At 67.9% G+C, this 18,094-nt stretch carries 18 protein-coding genes; 13 read left to right on the top strand and 5 right to left on the bottom strand.

Annotated elements, in window-relative coordinates:
* The first annotated feature begins 33 nt into the window (after window positions 1-33).
* From HPF_RS17710 to HPF_RS17695, 4 genes are all read left to right on the top strand, one after another.
* Window positions 34-801: a TOBE domain-containing protein gene (locus tag HPF_RS17710; protein WP_127806358.1), complete on the top strand. Its 768-nt coding sequence runs from the start codon at window positions 34-36 to the stop codon at window positions 799-801.
* A 229-nt stretch (window positions 802-1,030) separates the two neighbouring features.
* On the top strand, window positions 1,031-2,551 hold the full coding sequence (gene adh, locus HPF_RS17705; RefSeq protein WP_133157372.1) for an aldehyde dehydrogenase: 1,521 nt from the start codon (window positions 1,031-1,033) through the stop codon (window positions 2,549-2,551).
* 78 nt (window positions 2,552-2,629) lie between these two features.
* Entirely contained in the window at window positions 2,630-3,010 is a 381-nt protein-coding gene (locus HPF_RS17700) for a DUF779 domain-containing protein (protein WP_133157371.1), read from the top strand.
* Between the two features lie 94 nt (window positions 3,011-3,104).
* On the top strand, window positions 3,105-5,195 hold the full coding sequence (locus HPF_RS17695) for a TonB-dependent receptor family protein (protein ID WP_165961737.1): 2,091 nt from the start codon (window positions 3,105-3,107) through the stop codon (window positions 5,193-5,195).
* A 13-nt stretch (window positions 5,196-5,208) separates the two neighbouring features.
* Here the strand turns inward: HPF_RS17695 and HPF_RS17690 are convergent, their stop codons facing one another.
* Together HPF_RS17690 and HPF_RS17685 are read right to left on the bottom strand one after the other, a co-directional pair.
* The gene (locus HPF_RS17690; protein WP_133157369.1) at window positions 5,209-5,967 is read right to left on the bottom strand and encodes an ABC transporter ATP-binding protein; all 759 of its coding nucleotides are present in this window, start codon (window positions 5,965-5,967) and stop codon (window positions 5,209-5,211) included.
* Window positions 5,964-7,022: a Bug family tripartite tricarboxylate transporter substrate binding protein gene (locus HPF_RS17685; RefSeq protein ID WP_165961736.1), complete on the bottom strand. Its 1,059-nt coding sequence runs from the start codon at window positions 7,020-7,022 to the stop codon at window positions 5,964-5,966. Before HPF_RS17685 ends, HPF_RS17690 begins: the two co-directional genes overlap by 4 nt.
* A 177-nt stretch (window positions 7,023-7,199) precedes the next feature.
* On the opposite strand from HPF_RS17685, the gene HPF_RS17680 reads away from it, so the two are divergent.
* The 8 genes from HPF_RS17680 to HPF_RS17645 all read left to right on the top strand — a co-directional run bounded on the left by HPF_RS17680 (window position 7,200) and on the right by HPF_RS17645 (window position 15,152).
* A complete protein-coding gene (locus HPF_RS17680; protein WP_133157368.1) occupies window positions 7,200-8,204 on the top strand; it encodes a PQQ-dependent catabolism-associated beta-propeller protein in 1,005 nt (334 codons plus the stop codon).
* A 128-nt stretch (window positions 8,205-8,332) separates the two neighbouring features.
* Window positions 8,333-9,490, top strand: a complete 1,158-nt coding sequence (locus HPF_RS17675; protein ID WP_243721612.1) for a type 1 periplasmic-binding domain-containing protein — start codon at window positions 8,333-8,335, stop codon at window positions 9,488-9,490.
* On the top strand, window positions 9,472-10,317 hold the full coding sequence (locus HPF_RS17670) for an ABC transporter permease (RefSeq protein ID WP_133157366.1): 846 nt from the start codon (window positions 9,472-9,474) through the stop codon (window positions 10,315-10,317). The genes HPF_RS17675 and HPF_RS17670 overlap by 19 nt, the downstream gene beginning before the upstream one ends.
* 21 nt (window positions 10,318-10,338) lie before the next feature.
* A complete protein-coding gene (locus tag HPF_RS17665) occupies window positions 10,339-11,136 on the top strand; it encodes a quinoprotein dehydrogenase-associated SoxYZ-like carrier (RefSeq protein WP_133157365.1) in 798 nt (265 codons plus the stop codon).
* Entirely contained in the window at window positions 11,133-12,131 is a 999-nt protein-coding gene (locus tag HPF_RS17660) for a quinoprotein relay system zinc metallohydrolase 1 (RefSeq protein ID WP_133157364.1), read from the top strand. Before HPF_RS17665 ends, HPF_RS17660 begins: the two co-directional genes overlap by 4 nt.
* 297 nt (window positions 12,132-12,428) lie before the next feature.
* Complete coding sequence (locus tag HPF_RS17655) at window positions 12,429-14,120, top strand: PQQ-dependent methanol/ethanol family dehydrogenase (protein WP_066156046.1); 1,692 nt, start codon at window positions 12,429-12,431, stop codon at window positions 14,118-14,120.
* Between the two features lie 166 nt (window positions 14,121-14,286).
* A complete protein-coding gene (locus HPF_RS17650; RefSeq protein WP_243721611.1) occupies window positions 14,287-14,607 on the top strand; it encodes a c-type cytochrome in 321 nt (106 codons plus the stop codon).
* On the top strand, window positions 14,583-15,152 hold the full coding sequence (locus HPF_RS17645) for a hypothetical protein (RefSeq protein ID WP_133157363.1): 570 nt from the start codon (window positions 14,583-14,585) through the stop codon (window positions 15,150-15,152). The genes HPF_RS17650 and HPF_RS17645 overlap by 25 nt, the downstream gene beginning before the upstream one ends.
* A 33-nt stretch (window positions 15,153-15,185) precedes the next feature.
* Here HPF_RS17645 and HPF_RS17640 read toward each other — a convergent pair whose 3' ends face one another.
* Window positions 15,186-15,905, bottom strand: coding sequence for a DUF5666 domain-containing protein (locus tag HPF_RS17640; RefSeq protein ID WP_133157362.1), 720 nt, complete (start codon window positions 15,903-15,905; stop codon window positions 15,186-15,188).
* Between the two features lie 252 nt (window positions 15,906-16,157).
* On the opposite strand from HPF_RS17640, the gene HPF_RS17635 reads away from it, so the two are divergent.
* Entirely contained in the window at window positions 16,158-16,853 is a 696-nt protein-coding gene (locus tag HPF_RS17635) for a hypothetical protein (protein ID WP_127806370.1), read from the top strand.
* Window positions 16,854-16,875: 22 nt separating this feature from the next.
* Here HPF_RS17635 and HPF_RS17630 read toward each other — a convergent pair whose 3' ends face one another.
* On the bottom strand, window positions 16,876-17,568 hold the full coding sequence (locus HPF_RS17630; protein WP_133157361.1) for a hypothetical protein: 693 nt from the start codon (window positions 17,566-17,568) through the stop codon (window positions 16,876-16,878).
* The gene (locus HPF_RS17625; RefSeq protein ID WP_066155650.1) at window positions 17,565-18,089 is read right to left on the bottom strand and encodes a hypothetical protein; all 525 of its coding nucleotides are present in this window, start codon (window positions 18,087-18,089) and stop codon (window positions 17,565-17,567) included. The genes HPF_RS17630 and HPF_RS17625 overlap by 4 nt, the downstream gene beginning before the upstream one ends.
* Window positions 18,090-18,094 lie beyond the last annotated feature (5 nt).

The raw sequence follows: 18,094 nt of genomic DNA, 5'->3' as shown, positions 1-18,094 counted from the left end.
TCCCGCGACACCGCTGCATGGAACAATTCAGCGATGACCGCCACCGCCCCTCACGCCTCACTCTCCGAAGCCCTGGGCCACGCCCCCGCCGACAAGCGCCTGGAAGTCCTGCGCCGCGTGGCAGAGACCGGTTCCATCTCGCAGGCCGCGCGCGACGCGGGCATCAGCTACAAGGCCGCCTGGCAGGCCATCGACACGCTGAGCAACCTCAGTGGGCAGACGCTGGTGGAACGCACGGTGGGCGGTTCGGGCGGTGGCGGGGCGCGCATCACGCCGCAGGGCCTGCAATTGCTCTCCCTGGCGGACGAGCTGGCGCGGGCGCGGGCGGCGGTGCTCTTGCGGTTCTCAGGCGGCGCCGCCTTGCCGATGGGCTTGGGCCTGCGCACCAGCATGCGCAACCAGCTGCCGTGCCGCGTGGAGGCGGTGGAGCCGGTCGGGCCCGACGACCCGGCGGTGCTGGTGCGACTGCGCACGCCGGGGCAGGCGCTGCTGACGTCCAGCATCACGCGCGAGAGCGCCGATCTGCTGGCGCTGGCCGCGGGGCGGGAGGTGCTGGTGCTGTGCAAGGCGACGGCGGTGCGCATCGGCCGCGGTGAGGTGGAGGATGCGGACGGTGGGTGTGCGCTGCCGGGTCGCATCGAGCGCCTCTCGCGCGGGCAGGGGCGCGACGAAGTCGTGCTGTCGCTGGATGGCGGCGGGCAGTGGGTGGGTTTTGCCGAGCACCCGTTCCCTGCACGCAAGGGCCAGCGGGCGGTGGCCACCATGTCGTCCAGCGCGCTGGTGGTGGGCCTGGCGGGCTGAAGCATCGGCCGCCTTTGGCAGCCGCGTTCATATGAACGGGTGTGCCGTGGCAGCCTGACGCAATGCGCGCAGGTCTGGACCCGAATGGCGCAACCCTGCGTTTTGTGTTGTCAAAAAAAAGAGCATTCGTCTCAGATTGAGTCGCTCCTTCGCGATGGCACGGATGTTGTGGGCAGGAGCGTCAGCCGATCCGGCTTTGTTCACAACCACCCCTTTCAGAGGACGACACATGATCTACGCAGCTCCCGGCGCCGCAGGCGCCAAGATCACCTACAAATTCCAGTACGACAACTTCATCGGTGGCAAGTGGACGCCTCCGGTCAAGGGCGAGTACTTCGAGGTCATCACGCCCACCACGGGCAAGCCCTACACCATGGCGGCCCGCTCCACGGCGGAAGACATCGAGCTGGCACTGGACGCGGCCCACGCCGCCGCCGACAAGTGGGGCAAGACCGACGCCGCCACGCGCAGCAACATCCTGCTGAAGATCGCCGACCGCCTGGAAGCCAACCTCGAACTGCTGGCCTACGCCGAGACCATCGACAACGGCAAGCCGATCCGCGAGACGCTGAACGCCGACATCCCGCTGGCGGTCGACCACTTCCGCTATTTCGCCGGTGCCCTGCGTGCGCAGGAAGGTGGCATCAGCGAGATCGACGAGAACACCATGGCGTACCACATCCACGAGCCGCTGGGCGTGGTGGGCCAGATCATTCCCTGGAACTTCCCGATCCTGATGGCCGCCTGGAAGCTGGCCCCCGCCTTGGGCGCCGGCAACTGCGTGGTGCTCAAGCCGGCCGAGAACACCCCCATCTCCATCCTGATCCTGGCCGAGCTGATCGCCGACCTGCTGCCCCCGGGCGTGCTGAACATCGTCAACGGCTACGGCCGTGAGGCCGGCATGCCGCTGGCCACCAGCAAGCGCATCGCCAAGATCGCCTTCACCGGTTCGACCTCGACCGGCCGCGTGATCGCCCAGGCCGCTGCCAACAACCTGATCCCCGCCACGCTGGAACTGGGCGGCAAGTCGCCCAACATCTTCTTCGCCGACGTGATGGACAAGGACGACTCGTTCCTGGACAAGGCGATCGAAGGCCTGGTGCTGTTTGCGTTCAACCAGGGCGAGGTCTGCACCTGCCCCAGCCGCGCGCTGATCCAGGAGAGCATCTACGACAAGTTCATGGAGCGCGTGCTCAAGCGCGTGGCCGCCATCAAGCAGGGCGACCCGCTGGACACCGACACCATGATGGGTGCGCAGGCTTCCAAGGAACAGCTGACCAAGATCCTGTCCTACCTGGATCTGGGCAAGCAGGAAGGCGCCGAGGTGCTGTGCGGCGGTTCGCAGGCCAAGCTCGGCGGTGAGCTGGGCGGCGGCTACTACGTGCAGCCCACGCTGTTCAAGGGCCACAACAAGATGCGCATCTTCCAGGAAGAGATCTTCGGCCCCGTGCTGGCGGTGACCACCTTCAAGGACGAAGCCGAAGCGCTGGAAATCGCCAACGACACGCTGTACGGCCTGGGCGCCGGCGTGTGGAGCCGCAACGGCAACGTGGCCTACCGCATGGGCCGCGCCATCAAGGCCGGCCGCGTGTGGACCAACTGCTACCACGCCTACCCCGCGCACGCCGCCTTCGGTGGCTACAAGGAATCGGGCATCGGCCGCGAAACCCACAAGATGATGCTGGACCACTACCAGCAGACCAAGAACCTGCTGGTCAGCTACAGCGAGAACAAGCTCGGCTTCTTCTGATCCTCACCAGGGTTTCGGAGTGCGAGGGGAGGCGGGCAACCGCTTCCCCTTTTCGGTTTTCAGAACAAGGAGACAGACATGGTTGAAAAAGTCGTGGCGACACCGGCGGCGCTGGAACTGATCGAGTTCCTCAAGGCCAAGCACGGCCCCGGGCTGATGTTCCACCAGAGCGGCGGCTGCTGCGACAACAGCGCGGCCAACTGCTACCTGCTGGGCGAGATCACCATGGGTCAGGGCGACGTGTTCCTGGGCGCCATCGGCGGCTGCGAGTTCTACATGAGCAAATCGCAGTACGCCACCTGGCGCCACACGCAGCTGATCATCGACGTGATCGAAGGCCACGGCGGCACCTTCTCGCTGGAGGGGCCGGAAGGCAAGGCCTTCCACACGCGCTCTCGGGTGTTCACGCCGGAAGAAATGGTGCAGATCGAGGCGGAGGAACGCGCGGCCGGGCACTGAACAGCCGTCGGGTGTTCCATTCCTGAACAGTGCGCCGGCCGGGGCACATGGCATGGAACTTGTTGGAAGATCGGCCCCTTCCGGAGACAAGACCATGACCCCACGCCCCACCTTCGCCCTGCGGCGCCTGAACGCTGCGCTGCTCATGACCCTGGCCGGCACCGCTGGTGCCCAAACCCTGCAGGAGGTTGTCGTCAGCGCCTCGCGGCAGGAGCAGCAGAGCTTTGACGCGCCGGCCTCGGTGCAGGCCGTGGGCCAGGACGCGATCGAGGCTGCCGGCCCGCGCGTGAACCTGTCGGAGGTGATGACCCGGGTGCCCGGCATCACGGTGCTGAACCGCCAGAACTACGCGCAGGACCTGCAGCTGTCGATCCGCGGCTCGGGCTCGCGCTCGCCCTTCGGCATCCGTGGCGCACGGCTGATCGTCGATGGCATTCCCGCCACCATGCCCGACGGCCAGGGCCAGGCCTCGACCATCAGCCTGCCCTCGGCCCAGCGCATCGAGGTGCTGCGCGGTCCGCTGGCCCAGCTCTACGGCAACTCGGCCGGCGGCGTGCTGCAGGTGTTCACCGCCGACGGACCGGCAAAACCCGAGGTCCGCTTCAGCGTGGATGCGGGATCCGAACAGCTGCGCCGTTATGGCTTGCAGGCGGCGGGGCAGAGCGGTTCGCTGAACTACGTGATCGACCACAGCGACTTCTCCACCGACGGCTGGCGCGTCAACAGCGCGGCCAAGCGCAAGCACACCAACGCCAAGCTGCGCTGGGCGGCCAGCGACGCCACGAAAGTCACCCTGGTGGCCAATGCGTTCGACCAGCCCGAATCGGGCGATCCGCTGGGCCTGACGCGCGAGCAGTTCGAAGCCAACCCACGCCAGGCGGTGGCGAACTCCACGCTCTACAAGGCCGGCAAGGACGTGTCGCAGAACCAGGTCGGCCTGGTGGCGGAACACCAGCTGGATGCGAAGAGCGAACTCTCGGCGCGGGTCTATGCAGGCCAGCGCGACCTGGACAACCGGCTCTCGATTCCGCTGATGGCGCAGACCTCGCCCACGGCGGCGGGCGGCGTGGTGCAGCTGGACCGCAGCTACAGCGGCACGGGCCTGCGGTACGCACGGCGCATCGCGGCGGGCGAGGGCGAGGTCCGGCTGAGCGCGGGGCTGGACGTGGAGCGCATGAGCGAGCGCCGCCGCGGCTTCATCAACAACTTCGGCGAGCCGGGCGAGCTCAAGCGCGACGAGGACGACAGCGTGGACAGCACGGGCGTCTACACCCAGGCCGACTGGGCGATCAACGAGGGCTGGAGCGCGGTGGCCGGCCTGCGCGCCAACCGGGTGAGCTTCAAGGTGAAGGACTTTTTCGTGCGCCCCGGCAACCCCGACGACAGCGGCCACGCACGCTTCAACGCCACCAACCCGGTGATCGGGCTCACGCGCCACCTCAGCCCCGACACCAACCTCTACGCCAACATCGGCAAGGGCTTCGAGACGCCGACGTTGACCGAGATCGCCTACACCGCCGACGGCAGCGGCCCCAACCTGAATCTCAAGTCCGCGCGCAGCACCCACGTGGAACTGGGCCTGAAGACCAAGCTGGGCGAGGGCCAGCGGCTGGACGCCGCGCTGTTCCACATCGGCACCACCGATGAAATCGTGGTCGCGTCCAGCAGCGGCGGGCGCACGGTCTACACCAACGCGGGCAAGACCAGCCGTTCGGGCATTGAGCTGGCGCACAGCGCGCAGTGGAGCCCCGAGTGGCGCACGCACCTGGCGTTCTCCACGCTGAATGCCCGCTTCGACCAGGCCTTTGCCAGCAGCAGCGGCGCCACCGTGGCCAAGGGCAACCGCATTCCCGGCACGATGAACCGCACGCTGTTCGGCGAGCTGGTCTGGCAGCCGCGCGCCTGGCCCGGCTTCACCGCCGCGCTGGAGGCGGTGCACCGCGGCTCGATGGTGGTGGACGACGTGAACAGCGACCGCACCGACGCGGCCACGCTGTTCAACCTGCGCCTGGGCTGGGAACAGAAGCTGGGCGCGTGGAAGCTGCGCGAGTACGTGCGCGTGGACAACCTGGCCGACAAGGCCACCATCGGTTCGGTGATCGCCAACGACGGCAACCGCCGCTTCTTCGAGCCGGCGCCCGGCCGGCAATGGGGTGTCGGCGCCACGGTGAGTTACGCGTTCTGAACCCGGCCGGGGTTCAGAGCCCCGGCTTCTGCAGCGCCTTCAATACCTCTGTCTGGAAGTCCGAGCCTTCGGCGGCGGCCATGAAGGCGCCGATGGCGCCGTCGAAGCGCACCGTGCCCTGGTGCAACAGCAGCAGCCGGTCGGCGGTTTTCACTTCTTCGATCAGGTGCGTGGCCCAGAGCACCGCCAGCCCATGGTCGCGGCACAGGCCGCGCACGGTGTCCAGCAGCTGCTGGCGCGAGGCCGGGTCCAGGCCCACCGTGGCCTCGTCCATCAGCAGCAGGCGCGGCCGGTGCAGCAGCGCGCGCACCAGCTCCACCTTGCGCCGCGTGCCGCCCGACAGGCTGCGCACCACGGCCTTGGTCTGGTCCTGCAGGCCGATGGCGGCGAGCTGCGCGGCTATGCGCTCGCGCGCCGTCTGGCGCGGGATGCCGTGCAGGTCGGTGTGGAACAGCAGGTTGGCCATCACCGTCAGGTCCAGGTCGAGCGCGCTTTGCTGGAACACCACGCCCAGGCCCGCCAGCGCACGCGCCGGCTGCTGGCGCATGTCGTGGCCGAGCACGGTGATCGTGCCCTGGTCGGGTGTGAACAAACCGGTGAGCAGCTGCAGCAGGGTGGACTTGCCGGCGCCGTTGGGGCCCAGCAGCGCCACCATCTCGCCGGCTTGCAGCGACAGGCTCACGCCCTTGAGTGCGGGTTTGCCGTTGTAGGCCTTGTGCAGGCCGTCGGCCTTCAGCACGGTGTCGGAGGCGAGGGCGGTGGGCTCGGTCATGAGGCGGTTTTGGCCAGCAGGTTCATGCGCGCGAGCAGTTTCTTCTCGCGCTCGATGGTGGCGAGCACGGCCTGGCGGTAGTCGCGCGTGCCCAGGTAATCGAGTGACTGATCGTAGCGGGCGAGCGCGCTGGCATGGCGCTCACTGAACATGGCCTTGTGGAACACGTCGTGCAGCTTCTGCACCACCGCGGGCGGTGTGGCGGCCGGCGCGGCCAGGCCCCATGGCGAGGTGTAGACCGCCTGCGGATAACCCAGTTCGCGCATGGTGGGCGCGTCGGGCCAGCGCGGGTTGCGCGTGGCGTTGAAGGTGGCGAGCACGCGCATCTGGCCTTTCTCGACCCAGGGCGCGAAGCCGGTGGAGTTGACGCCCGCCATGATCTGCGCGCCCGCGATGGCCAGCATCTGGTCGGCCGTGCCCTTGTAGGGCACGTGCACGTACTTCACGTTGTGCTGCAGCAGGATCTCTTCCATCGCCAGGTGGGCGGTGGTGCCGATGCCAGTGGAGCCCAGGATCAGCTCACCGGGGTGCTTGATGGCCCAGTCGATCAGCTCGGTGGCGCTCTTGAACGGGCTGCTGGCCGGCACCAGCAGGCCGAAGCTCACGCCCGAGACCTGCAGGATGGGCGCGAGGTCGGTCACCGGGTCCCAGGGCACGTGGTTCATCAGTGCGTGGCGGTAGACCGTGATGGGCACCTGGCCGATGGTGTGACCGTCGGCCTCTGCCGCCTTGAGCGCGGGCGCCACCAGCGTGCCGGCCGCGCCGGGCTTGTTGACCACCAGCACCGGCTGGCCCAGCAGCGGCTCGGCCTCTTCGCAGAGGATGCGGATCGTCAGATCGGTCTGACCGCCTGCGGGCCAGGGCACGATGAGCTGCAGCGGCTTGCTGGGAAAGGGCGCCTGGGCCCTCGCCAGCGGCGTCGCAGACGCCACGGCCAGCGCGCCGGCCTGGAACAGGATGTCGCGGCGCGTCGGGTGCCGGGCCTGGGTTGTGTCACGGCTCAGGGTTATCCCTGTGTCATTTTTGAACGCTGGGAACAGCGGTGTGTGTCTCATGGCGGGGCCTGATAGTCTCCTGTCCCTTGGAGCGCCCTCGGGACAGGGCATCTTGAGGCAAATTCTGTTCCCGCAACAGCCCATGGCCCACTGGCACCGAATTTGCAGAGGCATCGCGCGCCCGTGGCGATGCCCGCCCGGCCGCTGACCGTTTGACAACACCAAGGAGACAAAGACATGGCCCTCCGTGCCACCGCATTCCGCCGTTCCATGCGCCCGCTGACCGCGGCCCTGTGCGCCGCCGGCGCCTCGCTCGCCTTCAGCCTGCCGGCCCATGCCGAAAGCAAGGTTTACGTGTCCAGCGAGAAGGACAACAAGCTCTACGTGTTCAACACCGCGGGCGAGCGCCAGGGCGCCATCGACGTGTGCAAGCGGCCGCGCGACATGAGGTTCAACGCCGATGGTTCGCAGATCTTCGTGATCTGCGGCGACAGCAACGCCATGGGCGTGGTGGACGTGGCCGGCGGCAAGCTGGCCGGCACCGTGCCGCTGGGCGAGAGCCCGGAGATGTTCGACCTCAGCCCCGACGGCAAGACCGCCTATGTGTCGGTGGAGGACGACAGCGTGCTGGGCGCCTACGACATCGCCACGAAAAAGGCGGTGTTTGAAGTGAAAACCGGCGGCGAGCCCGAAGGCGTGCTGGTCACGCCCGATGGCAAAACCGCCTACGTGACCTCCGAAGTGGCCAACGTCGTCCATGTGATCGACCTGGGCACGAAGAAGGTGACCAAAAACATCAAGGTCGGCAAGCGCCCGCGCCGCTTCGTCATGTCGCCCGACGGCAGCGAACTGTGGGTCACCAACGAACTGGACGCCACCGTGAGCGTGGTCGACACCAAGACCCACACCGAGAAGCAGAAGATCAAGTTCGAGGTCAAGGGCATGCGCCCGGCCGACATCACCCCCGTGGGCATGGCCATCAGCCCGGACGGCAAGAGCATGTGGGTGGGCCTGGGCCGCGCCAACCACGTGGCCGAGGTGGACGTGGCGAGCAAGGCGGTGAAGAACCAGGTGCTGGTGGGCAAGCGCGCGTGGGGCCTGGGCTTCACGCCCGATGGCAAGACCCTGTTCGTGGCCAACGGCCTGTCGGACGACATAACGCTGGTGGACACCGCTGCGGCCAAGGCGATCAAGACGGTTCCTGCCGGACGCGTGCCGCACACCATTCTTGTGAGCAAATGACAGAGCTTGTGGCCCACCCCCATCGCTTGCCCACTTCGTGTGGCCGCTCCGCCCCTCAAGGCGCAATGCCTGCGGCCCGGCAAAGCCGGTTCCGCGGCATTCTGGGCTTGGGTTTGTGGTGTGCCTGCGTGTGGGCGTCGGTGCCTGCTCCAGCGCTGGCCGCCACCAAGGTCACCATCGCGGTGGTGTCGCTGGACGGCGACCCGCGCCACGCGCCGCGGCGGCTGGAGAAGGCCTACCCCGGCCACCCGACCGGGCGCGCCATCGACGGCGTGCAGCTGGCGGCCGAAGACTCGGCGTTTGAGCTGGACGCCGCCGGCATCGCGCTGGAGGTGAAGGACGTGGTGCTGCCCAACGCCGCGGGCCTGACCAAGGCCTTGGCCGAGCTGAAGGCCGCCAAGGTGCAGCACGTGGTGGCCGACTTGCCGGCGGCCGAGCTGCGCGCGCTGGTGCAGGCCGCGCCGGCGGCGCTGGGCGGCGCCATCGTGTTCAACGCGGCGGCCGACGACGACGCGTTGCGCGGCGCCCAGTGCGCGGCGCACCTGCTGCACACCATCCCCAGCCGCGCGATGCTCAGCGACGCGCTGGCGCAGTACCTGGCGGCGCGCAACTGGCGCAAGGCCCTGGTGCTTCAGGGGCCGCTGCCGGGCGATGCGCCCGTGCTGGAGGCCTTCAACCGCTCGGCCAAGCGCTACGGCATCAAGGCCACGTCCACCAAACCCTTCAAGCTGACCGGCGACCCGCGCGAGCGTGACCTGGGCAACGTGCGGCTGCTGACAGGCAGCGACCGCGAGCACGAGGTGGTGGCGGTGCTCGACAGCGACGGCGAGTTCGCGCGCACCGTGCCCTATGCCACGCAACTGCCGCGGCCGGTGGTGGGTGCGGCCGGCCTGGTGGCCGTGCCCTGGCACCCGCTGTGGGAACGCAACGGCGGGCCTCAGCTCTCGCGCCGTTTCGCCAAGGACGCCAAGCGCCCCATGACCGGCCACGACTGGGCCGCCTGGATCGCCGGTCGCGCGGTGGCGACCGTGCTGGTGGACCTGCCCAAGGCGCCCATCGCGCAGCAGCTCAAGGCCCTGCGCGGCGGGCCGGTGGCGGTGGACGGCTTCAAGGGGCCGCGCCTGTCGTTCCGCGCCTGGGACGGGCAGCTGCGCCAGCCGATCTTCCTGAGCCATGTCGACGGTGTGATCGGTGTGGCGCCACTGGACGGCGTGCTGCACCCCAAGGAAGTGATGGACACGCTGGGCGTGGACGAAGCGGAAAGCGCATGCAAGCAGCGACCTTGAACACCCCCGACCCGGCGCCCGCCCTGTTGCCGCACCTGCTGCGCGCCCTGCGCGCGGTGGTGGGGCGCGAGATCGGGCGCTTCCTGCGTCAGCCCTCGCGCCTGGGCTCGGCCCTGGTGCGGCCGCTGCTGTGGTTCGTGGTGTTTTCCGCGGGCTTCCACAACGTGTTTGGCGTGGCGATTGCGCCGCCCTACGAGACCTACGTCGAATACAAGGAATACATGGTGCCCGGCCTGCTGGGCATGGTGGCCCTGTTCAACGGCATGCAGAGCTCGCTCTCCATGGTCTACGACCGCGAGATGGGCGTGATGCGCCTGCTGCTCACCGCGCCGCTGGCGCGCGGCTGGCTGCTGGCCTTCAAGCTGCTGGCGGGCACCGCGCTGTCGGTGCTGCAGATGGTGGTGTTCCTGGCGATCGCGTGGGCCTTCGGAGTGGAGCTGCCGCTGCTGCACCTGCCGGCCGCTTTGCTGGCCATGGTGTGCGGCGCGGTGATGCTGGCCTCGGTCGGGCTGGTGTTCTCCGTGTACGTGAAGCAGCTGGAGAATTTCGCAGGCACGATGAACTTCGTGATTTTCCCGATGTTCTTCATCAGCCCCGCGCTGTACCCGCTGTGGAAGCTCGAAGAGTCGGGCGCCTGGTGGCTGCTCAAGCTGGCGCAGGCCAACCCCTTCACCCATGCGGTGGAGGCGATCCGCTTTGCGATGTACGGGCAGTTCAACACCACGGCCTGGGCGGTGGTGCTGGGCTGCACGGTGGTGTTTTTTGTCGCCGCGCTCTGGGGCTACGACCCGCAGCGCGGTTCGATCAGCAAGAAGCCTGGCGGCTGAGCCAGGCCCGGAGACCCAGTCATGCGCCTTGCTTCCAACCGCCGTCAATGGCTGCTGTCGACCGCCGCGCTGATCGGTGGGACCTCGCTGGCGCAGGACGACCAGACCGGAGGCGATCCGCTGGGCTCGATGCAGTACCCTAGTCTGCGCGAGCAGACCATTGGCAGGGCCACGGCGACGTTCAGCGACGCGGTGATCGTCAAGGGGCCGGCCTTCGCCGACGACGCGATGAACGTGCCGCTGCTGGTGGATGCGCGGGCGCTGTCCGCGGTCGGCGGTGGGGTGGTGCGCATCAAGGTCTCGGTGGACCGCAACCCGGTGCGCCAGGTGCTGGACTTCGAACCGCTGCGCGCACTGCCCATGCTGGCCTTCCGCATCCGTATGGAACAGGCCTCGCCGGTGCGCGCCTTCGTGCAGACCAAAGACGGCCAGTGGCACGTGGGCAGCACCTGGGTGCAGGCGGCGGGCGGCGGCTGCACGGTGCCGGGCATCACACGGGCCGACGGTTCCTGGAGCAAGACCCTGGGCCAGGTGCAGGCGCGCTTCTTCAACAACGTGATCGAGGGCAGCCGCCGCCTGCGGCTGCGCGTGATGCACCCGATGGACACCGGCCTGGTGGCGGGCATCCCGGCCTTCTACATCGAGCAGATGGAGCTGCAGGACCCGGGCGGCCAGCCCTGGTGGCGGCTGGCGCTGCACGAACCGGTGTCCGAGAACCCGCTCATCACCTTCGAGCTGCCGCCCGTTTCGCCGCCGGCCTTCCGCCTGCTCGGCCGCGACAACAACGGCAACCGCATCGACGCCGAGGTGAGGGCATGAGACGCCTGGGCGTGGCCGCGCTGTGGGCGCTGTTGGCAACCGTGGCATTGGCGCAGCCGGTGGCCGTGCCACCGTTCGCCTCCAAGCCCGACCTGGCGCGGCTGGACTACGACCTCAAGCCGCGCCCCATCGCGCCCGGCACCTGGGTGATCGAGGGTGAGGTGGCCGACTTCTCGCGTGCCAACGGCTGCAACATCATCAACACCGCTTTCATCGACACCGGCGACGGCGTGGTGGTGATCAACACCGGGCCGTCGCGGCTGTACGGCGAGCAGCAGCGGCGCGCCATCGAACGAATCACGAAGGCGCCGGTGCACAAGGTGCTGCAGCTCAACCTGCACCCCGACTACTTCTTCGGCCACCAGGCCTGGGCCGACCGGCCGACCGAGGCGCTGGTCGGCTCCATTGCCGGCGCGCGCGCCGAGGGCGGCGCCTACGCCGACAACCTCTACCGGCTCTGTGGCGACTGGATGCGCGGCACCGAGTCCACGCCCTCGCGCGAAGCCATCGACCCCAAGAACCTGCCGCAGACACTGTCACTCGGAACGCACAAGCTGGCGCTGATGCGCCTGCACGGCCACACCGCCGACGATCTGGTGGTGCTGGACACCACGACGGGCGTGCTGTTCGCGGGGGGCCTGGTGTTCACCGAGCGCGTGCCGACCACGCCGCACGCCGACTTCGCCGCCTGGCTGGCCAGCCTGGACACGCTGGAGCCGTTGCTGACCAGCGGCAAAGCCAAAACCGTGGTGCCCAGCCACGGCCCGGTGCACGAGGGGCTGGCCGGCCTGCGCCAGACGCGCGACTGGCTGCAGTGGCTCACGAACCTTATGCAGACCTCGGCCGAGCGCGGCCTTGACCTGGGAGAGGTGCTGCGCACGCCGGTGCCCGAGCGCTTCGCGCAATGGGCTGCGCAGCCTGCGGAACTGCAGCGCTCGCTGACCCAGTGGTACCCGCGCTACGAGCAGCGCGCGCTGGCTGCGCCGGCCAGGTGACACATTTTTGAACAGTGTCACAGAGGTGTCCCGGCCACTGTGGCGCGGTTGGCGCAGTTGAGGTCACGGAGGACCTCTCCCGGGGCATCCAGCGCGCTCAAACGTCGGTGTAAACCCTAGGCCTTTCAGGGTCGGCCCGCTGGCACGGATGTTGCCCTTTGCTGGCTGTGATGTGTACGCCAGGCACCGGAGGGTCGGAGCCACGAGCGGTCCGGCGGCACCCACCACAGAAAAGCCATCAACCCTCGAACGAGCAGGAGACCCACAGTGAAACGCACCCTACTGAGCCTTTTGGTCATGGCCGCCACGGCCCACGTCAGCGCCCAGGGCGTGACCGACGCCATGATCGCCAACGACGCCGCGACGCCCGACAACGTTCTGAGCTGGGGCCTGGGCACGCAAGGCCAGCGCCACTCCACCCTGACGGGCATCAACGCCAAGAACATCAACAAGCTGGTCCCGGTGTGGTCCATGTCCTTCGGCGGCGAGAAGCAGCGCGGCCAGCAAAGCCAGCCGCTGGTCCACAACGGCAAGATGTTCGTGACCGCGTCCTACTCGCGCATCTACGCGGTGGACAGCAAGACCGGCAAGAAGCTCTGGAAGTACGAGCATCGCCTGCCCGAGGGCATCATGCCCTGCTGCGACGTGATCAACCGCGGCGCCGCCCTGTACGACAACCTGGTGATCTTCGGCACGCTGGACGCCCAGCTCGTGGCCCTGGACCAGGACACCGGCAAGGTGGTGTGGCGCGAGAAGATCGACGACTACTCTGCGGGCTACAGCTACACCGCTGCGCCCCTGATCGCCGAAGGCCTGCTGATGACCGGCGTGTCCGGCGGTGAGTTCGGTGTGGTCGGCCGCGTGGAAGCGCGCGACCCCAAGACCGGCAAGATGGTCTGGACGCGCCCGGTGGTCGAAGGCCACATGGGCTACAAGGACGGCAAGGAAAACGGCATCACCGGCACCACCAACGCCACCTGGCCCGGCGAGACCTGGAAGACTGGCGGCGCGGCCACCTGGCTGGGCGGTACCTACGACCCCAAGACCAAGCTGGCCTATTTCGGCACCGGCAACCCCGGCCCCTGGAACAGCCATGTGCGCAAGGGTGACAACCTGTACTCCGCGTCGACCGTTGCCATCGACGTGCAAAGCGGCCAGATCAAGTGGCACTACCAGTCCACGCCCAACGACGGCTGGGACTACGACGGCGTGAACGAGTTCGTGACCTTCGACATGGACGGCAAGCGCGTCGGTGCCAAGGCCGACCGCAACGGCTTTTTCTACGTGAACGACGCCGAAACCGGCAAGCTGCTCAACGCCTTCCCCTTCGTGAAGAAGGTGACCTGGGCCACCGGCATCGACCTCAAGACCGGCCGTCCGAACTACGACCCGGCCAACCGTCCTGGGGACCCGACGGCCGCCGGCGGCGACGGTGCCAAGGGCAAGTCGGTGTTCTCGGCCCCCGGCTTCCTGGGTGGCAAGAACCAGATGCCGATGGCCTACAGCCCCAAGACCGGTCTGTTCTACGTGCCCACCAACGAATGGGGCATGGAGATCTGGAACGAGCCCATCACCTACAAGAAGGGCGCGGCCTATCTGGGCGCCGGCTTCACCATCAAGCCGCTGTTCGACGACCACATCGGTTCGCTTCGCGCGATCGACCCCAAGACCGGCAAGGTGGCCTGGGAAGTCAAGAACGAGGCCCCTCTCTGGGGTGGCGTGCTGACCGCGGGTGACCTGGTGTTCTGGGGCACGCCCGAGGGCTACCTGAAGGCCGCCGACGCCAAGACCGGCAAGGTGGTGTGGCAGTTCCAGACCGGCTCCGGTGTGGTGGCGCCTCCCATCACCTGGACGCAGGATGGCGAGCAGTACATCTCGGTCGTGTCCGGCTGGGGTGGTGCGGTGCCACTGTGGGGTGGTGAAGTGGCCAAGAAGGTGAACTTCCTCGAACAGGGCGGCTCGGTCTGGACCTTCAAAGTCATGAAGTGACCCCCCTGCGCCGCTGACGCGGCTTCCCCCCTGGAAGGGGGGACCACACCTACGGCCTGGCGAAGCTAGTTCCGTGGTGTGTGCTGGATGGGGCACTTCTTCCTCCGCTGTGCTGGAGAGGGCCCTGTCCATTTTTTTCGTCTGTTGTTTCTACCGGTTTCTGATCATGCGCACTTTTCTTCTCCTCTCCAGTCTTGTTCTCTCCACCGGCGCTGCCCACGCGGTCGATGAAGCGGCCGCGATCGAGCTGGCCAAGAACAATGGCTGCCTGTCCTGCCACTCGGCCAAGGAAAAGATCGTCGGCCCCGCCTACAGCGATGTGGCTGACAAGTACAGGAACGACAAGGACGCCGTGGCCAACCTGGTCCAGGCGATCCAGTACGGCAGCAAGGGCAAGTGGGGCCGCATCCCCATGCCCGCGCACCCGAACATGAGCGCGGCCGACATCAAGACCCTCGCGCAATGGGTCATGACCGCCCAACACTGACCGCGCTGGTCGCGGCGGTGCTCAGCATGGGCGCCGCGGTGGCACAGCCGGCACTGCCCGAGGGCGAGAAGTCCCTCGTGGCGGTCACGCGCGACGGCCAGCGCACCCGCATCGGCACCGTGACCTTCGGTACGCCCAGCGGAGGCCGGACCAGCTTCCAGGTGAAGATGGACCACTCGGTGATGCGCGACCACTTCCTGTCGATGCGCGAATTCAAGTGCCTGCCGGCGGCGCAGGAGATCACCTGCTTCGTGCCCTATCCGTACCCGCACCCGGGCACGGTGAGCGCCACCGATTTCGCTTGGCTGGAGCACAACCTGCTGTTCTTCTTCAAGCAGCCGGCGGACTTCGGCGCCAAGCTGTGGAACGGCGTCATCTTCAAGTTCGCACCGACGCCGACGGGACTGGTGGGCACACCGCAGGCGGTGGACCTCAACCGCATCGGTGTACCGCCCGAGAAGCCAGACGAGCCGCCCTATGGTCGCTTCGACCGAGACGACTTCGCGCCCGGCGCTCGCTGGGTGCAGGAACTGCGGATCGAGTGAGCTGCGTGCGGGCACGCGTCCCGCACGCCCGCCTCAATCCTTGTCGCAGTCCGATTTGCCCAGCGCGTCGCAGTCGTCGTCGTGGTCGTCCGAATCGTCGTCGTGGTCGTCCGAATCGTCGTCGTGGTCGTCCCCATCGTCATGGCCGTCGCCATCGTCGTCGTGGCAATCGGACTTGCCGGTGGCGGTGCAGTTGTCGTCGTCCTCGTCGTCATTGGAATCGTCGTCACCGTCCTCGATCTTGACGCGGCTGGCCACCAGGACGCCGTTGGCCATGGTGCCGTAGACCTCGACGCGCATGCCCACTGCCAGCGTGCTGGGTGCTCCACTGGCGTCCACAGGAATGCCGTCTACGCTGAAGCTGGTGGGGCTGGTGTAGGCCGTCACGCGTCCTTCCAGTTCGTTCGGATTGGCGTTGTCGTCGTCGCGGTCGTCGCTGTCATCCAGCTCGACCTTGCTGGCCTGCAATGTGCCATTGACCATTTCGCCGTGGACCTCCACGCGGCTGCCCGTGGTCATGCCCTGGGGTGTGGCGCTGGAGCCACTCGCATCCACCGGAATGCCATCGACGCTGAAGCTCTGCGGGCTCTCGTAGCTGGTCACGGTGCCGGTGAGGGAACGGCCACTGGCGGTGCTGCTGCTGTCTCCGCTGCCGCCGCCACAGGCGGCCAGGCCTGCAGCCAGCAGGGCGGTGGTGATCAGCCGCCCCGCGGTCAAGGACAAACGGGTGGGCATGGAGGGGGTGTGCGTCATGGTGAAGGGTCCTCGGTGTTGTTGTGAATGACGGCCGTGCAACGCACGCCAGCCGGTGTGGCGCAGTCGCTCGCGTCGGCGCACAAGATCACGGGCGAGCATTAAGGCAGGCTGAAATGGCAAAGGGTTTTTCAAGGCTTACCTTTGGTTGCGCGGCATCCGGCCAGGATGCTGGCCTGTAACAAACGGACACCCAGGGTGGTACCCCGGTGGGTAGCATTCGTGCTCCGTCAACCACACAGGACAACGACTATGAAGACACCCCACACCACCTCTCTGACCAGTGGCCTGCTGGCCGTCGCCGCGGTGGTCTGCATGGGCGCAGCCTCGGCCGCCGACGTGGTGGTGACCGTCGGGACCACCCCGACGCCGACACCCACCGCGCCGACCACCTCGCCCTCGGCTCGCCAGCAGGAACTCACCATGCAGCTGGCCAAGGCCGATCTCAGCAAGCAGGGCATCACCGAACCGACCACAGAACAACTGGCCCTGGCGGCCAGCAACGTGCAGGCGCTTCGCGACCAGGGCATGGGCTGGGGCGCCATTGCGAACAGCCTGGGTCTTCGCCTGGGGGCGGTGGTCAGCGCCGCCAACCGCGCCGATCAGGCCGAGAAAGACGCTCTGCGCAAGACCAAGCCGCGCGACACGGTGAGCACCGATGCGCCCGAACAGGACCGCGTGGGCCTGGCCCTGGGACGTCCGTCCGATGCGGGCAAGGGCCGCAGCGACGGCGCTGGCTCGTCGGGCAACGCGGGTGGCGGCAAAGGCGGTGGCAACGCCAGCGGCGGTGGTGATGGTGGCGGCGGCAAGGGCGCCGGCAACTCCGGCAATGCGGGCGGTGGCAAAGGTGGAAGCAACGCCGGTGGCAACCGTGGCGGCAACAGTGGCGGCAAGGGTGGTGGCAACGGCGGCGGAAACGGCGGGGGCAAGGGCGGCGGAAAGAACTGATCGCTGACGTGGGCCGGGTTGCTCAGCGCAGCTGCTCGGCCCGCAGCGTGCCGCCGGTCATGAAGCCCGCCGGCACTTGCTCTTCGCGTTCCAGCTTCACCAGCCCCTGGCCTTTGCAGTACCACTCGCGGCTGATCAGGGGCACGTCGGTGAAGCCGTTCACTGGGTCGGTGTAGAGATTCAACCGGGCCTGGCCCACCACGCGCAGGCAGGGTTGGTGCGCGCTGCCGTCGGCCAGCGTCACCATGTCGTCCACCGCCTCGATGCGCCAGGTCATCTGGGCCTTGTGCGTGTGCTTCAGATCGCGCGGGTGTTCGTTCCTGCGTTGCAGAAGGTAAGGCACGGTGACCGTGGTCCACTCTGTGCCGACCTGGTAGGGCGCCCTGAGCACCCAGACGGGTTCCGCATCTGCTGTCGGCTCGCTATCGATGTCGGTGCGGGTGGCGATCCGGCGAACGCCCTGGTCGTCGGCCCTCAGGTAGTAGCTCACACCGGCCGAGTGGTGGCGCACCGCGACCGGCTGGTCCTGGAACACCACAGGCTCGTCCACGCGCATCACCCACTCTTCAGGCTCGCGCGGCTCATCCATCTGGTAGCTCACCGACATCGTCTGTTCGTCGCCCACGCGCAGCGGGAACCACTCGTTGCCCAGGTCGCGGCCGCTGCAGGCGGCCAGCAGCGCCAGTGGCGCGCAGAGAAGGAGGTGGCGGCTCATTTTTCTGGAAGCTGTGCGCGGGGCAGGTCGCGCAGCTTGATCTCGACCTTGTCGTTGCCCGCCGGGCGCAGCCAGGGCAGGCTGCCGGTGCCGCGCTTCGGTTCGGTTTCGCCCAGCTGGGTGTTGCCGTCGCGCGCCTTCTTGATACCGTCGCCCAGGATGCGGTGCAGGTCCTTCTCGTAGGGCAGCTTGAACTGGCGGGGCATGGCCAGCGGCGCATCGTCCTTCATCGGATGCACCCAGAGAAAGATGGCGCCTTCGTGGCCACGGCCGGGGCTGGGCTCGTCAAACACCGCCGAGAGCAGCACGAACTGGCGCGGCAGCTCGTCCTCGGCCGGCCAGCCGGCCAGGCCGCGGAAGGTCTGGAACGAGAACACATAAAAACCGCTGACCAGCACGACCAGCGAGGCCTTCAGGCCCCAGTGCCAGCGTGTGCCCAGGCACAGGATCAGCAGCAGGAAGGCCAGCAGCGCGTAGGCGATGGACAGCAGCAGCAACTGGGAGGAGACGGCAGGGATCATGGTTC

Origin of the sequence: Hydrogenophaga pseudoflava (assembly GCF_004353865.1) — a bacterium.
GTDB lineage: Bacteria > Pseudomonadota > Gammaproteobacteria > Burkholderiales > Burkholderiaceae_C > Hydrogenophaga > Hydrogenophaga pseudoflava.
This window is presented reverse-complemented; position numbering and strand designations above follow the sequence as displayed.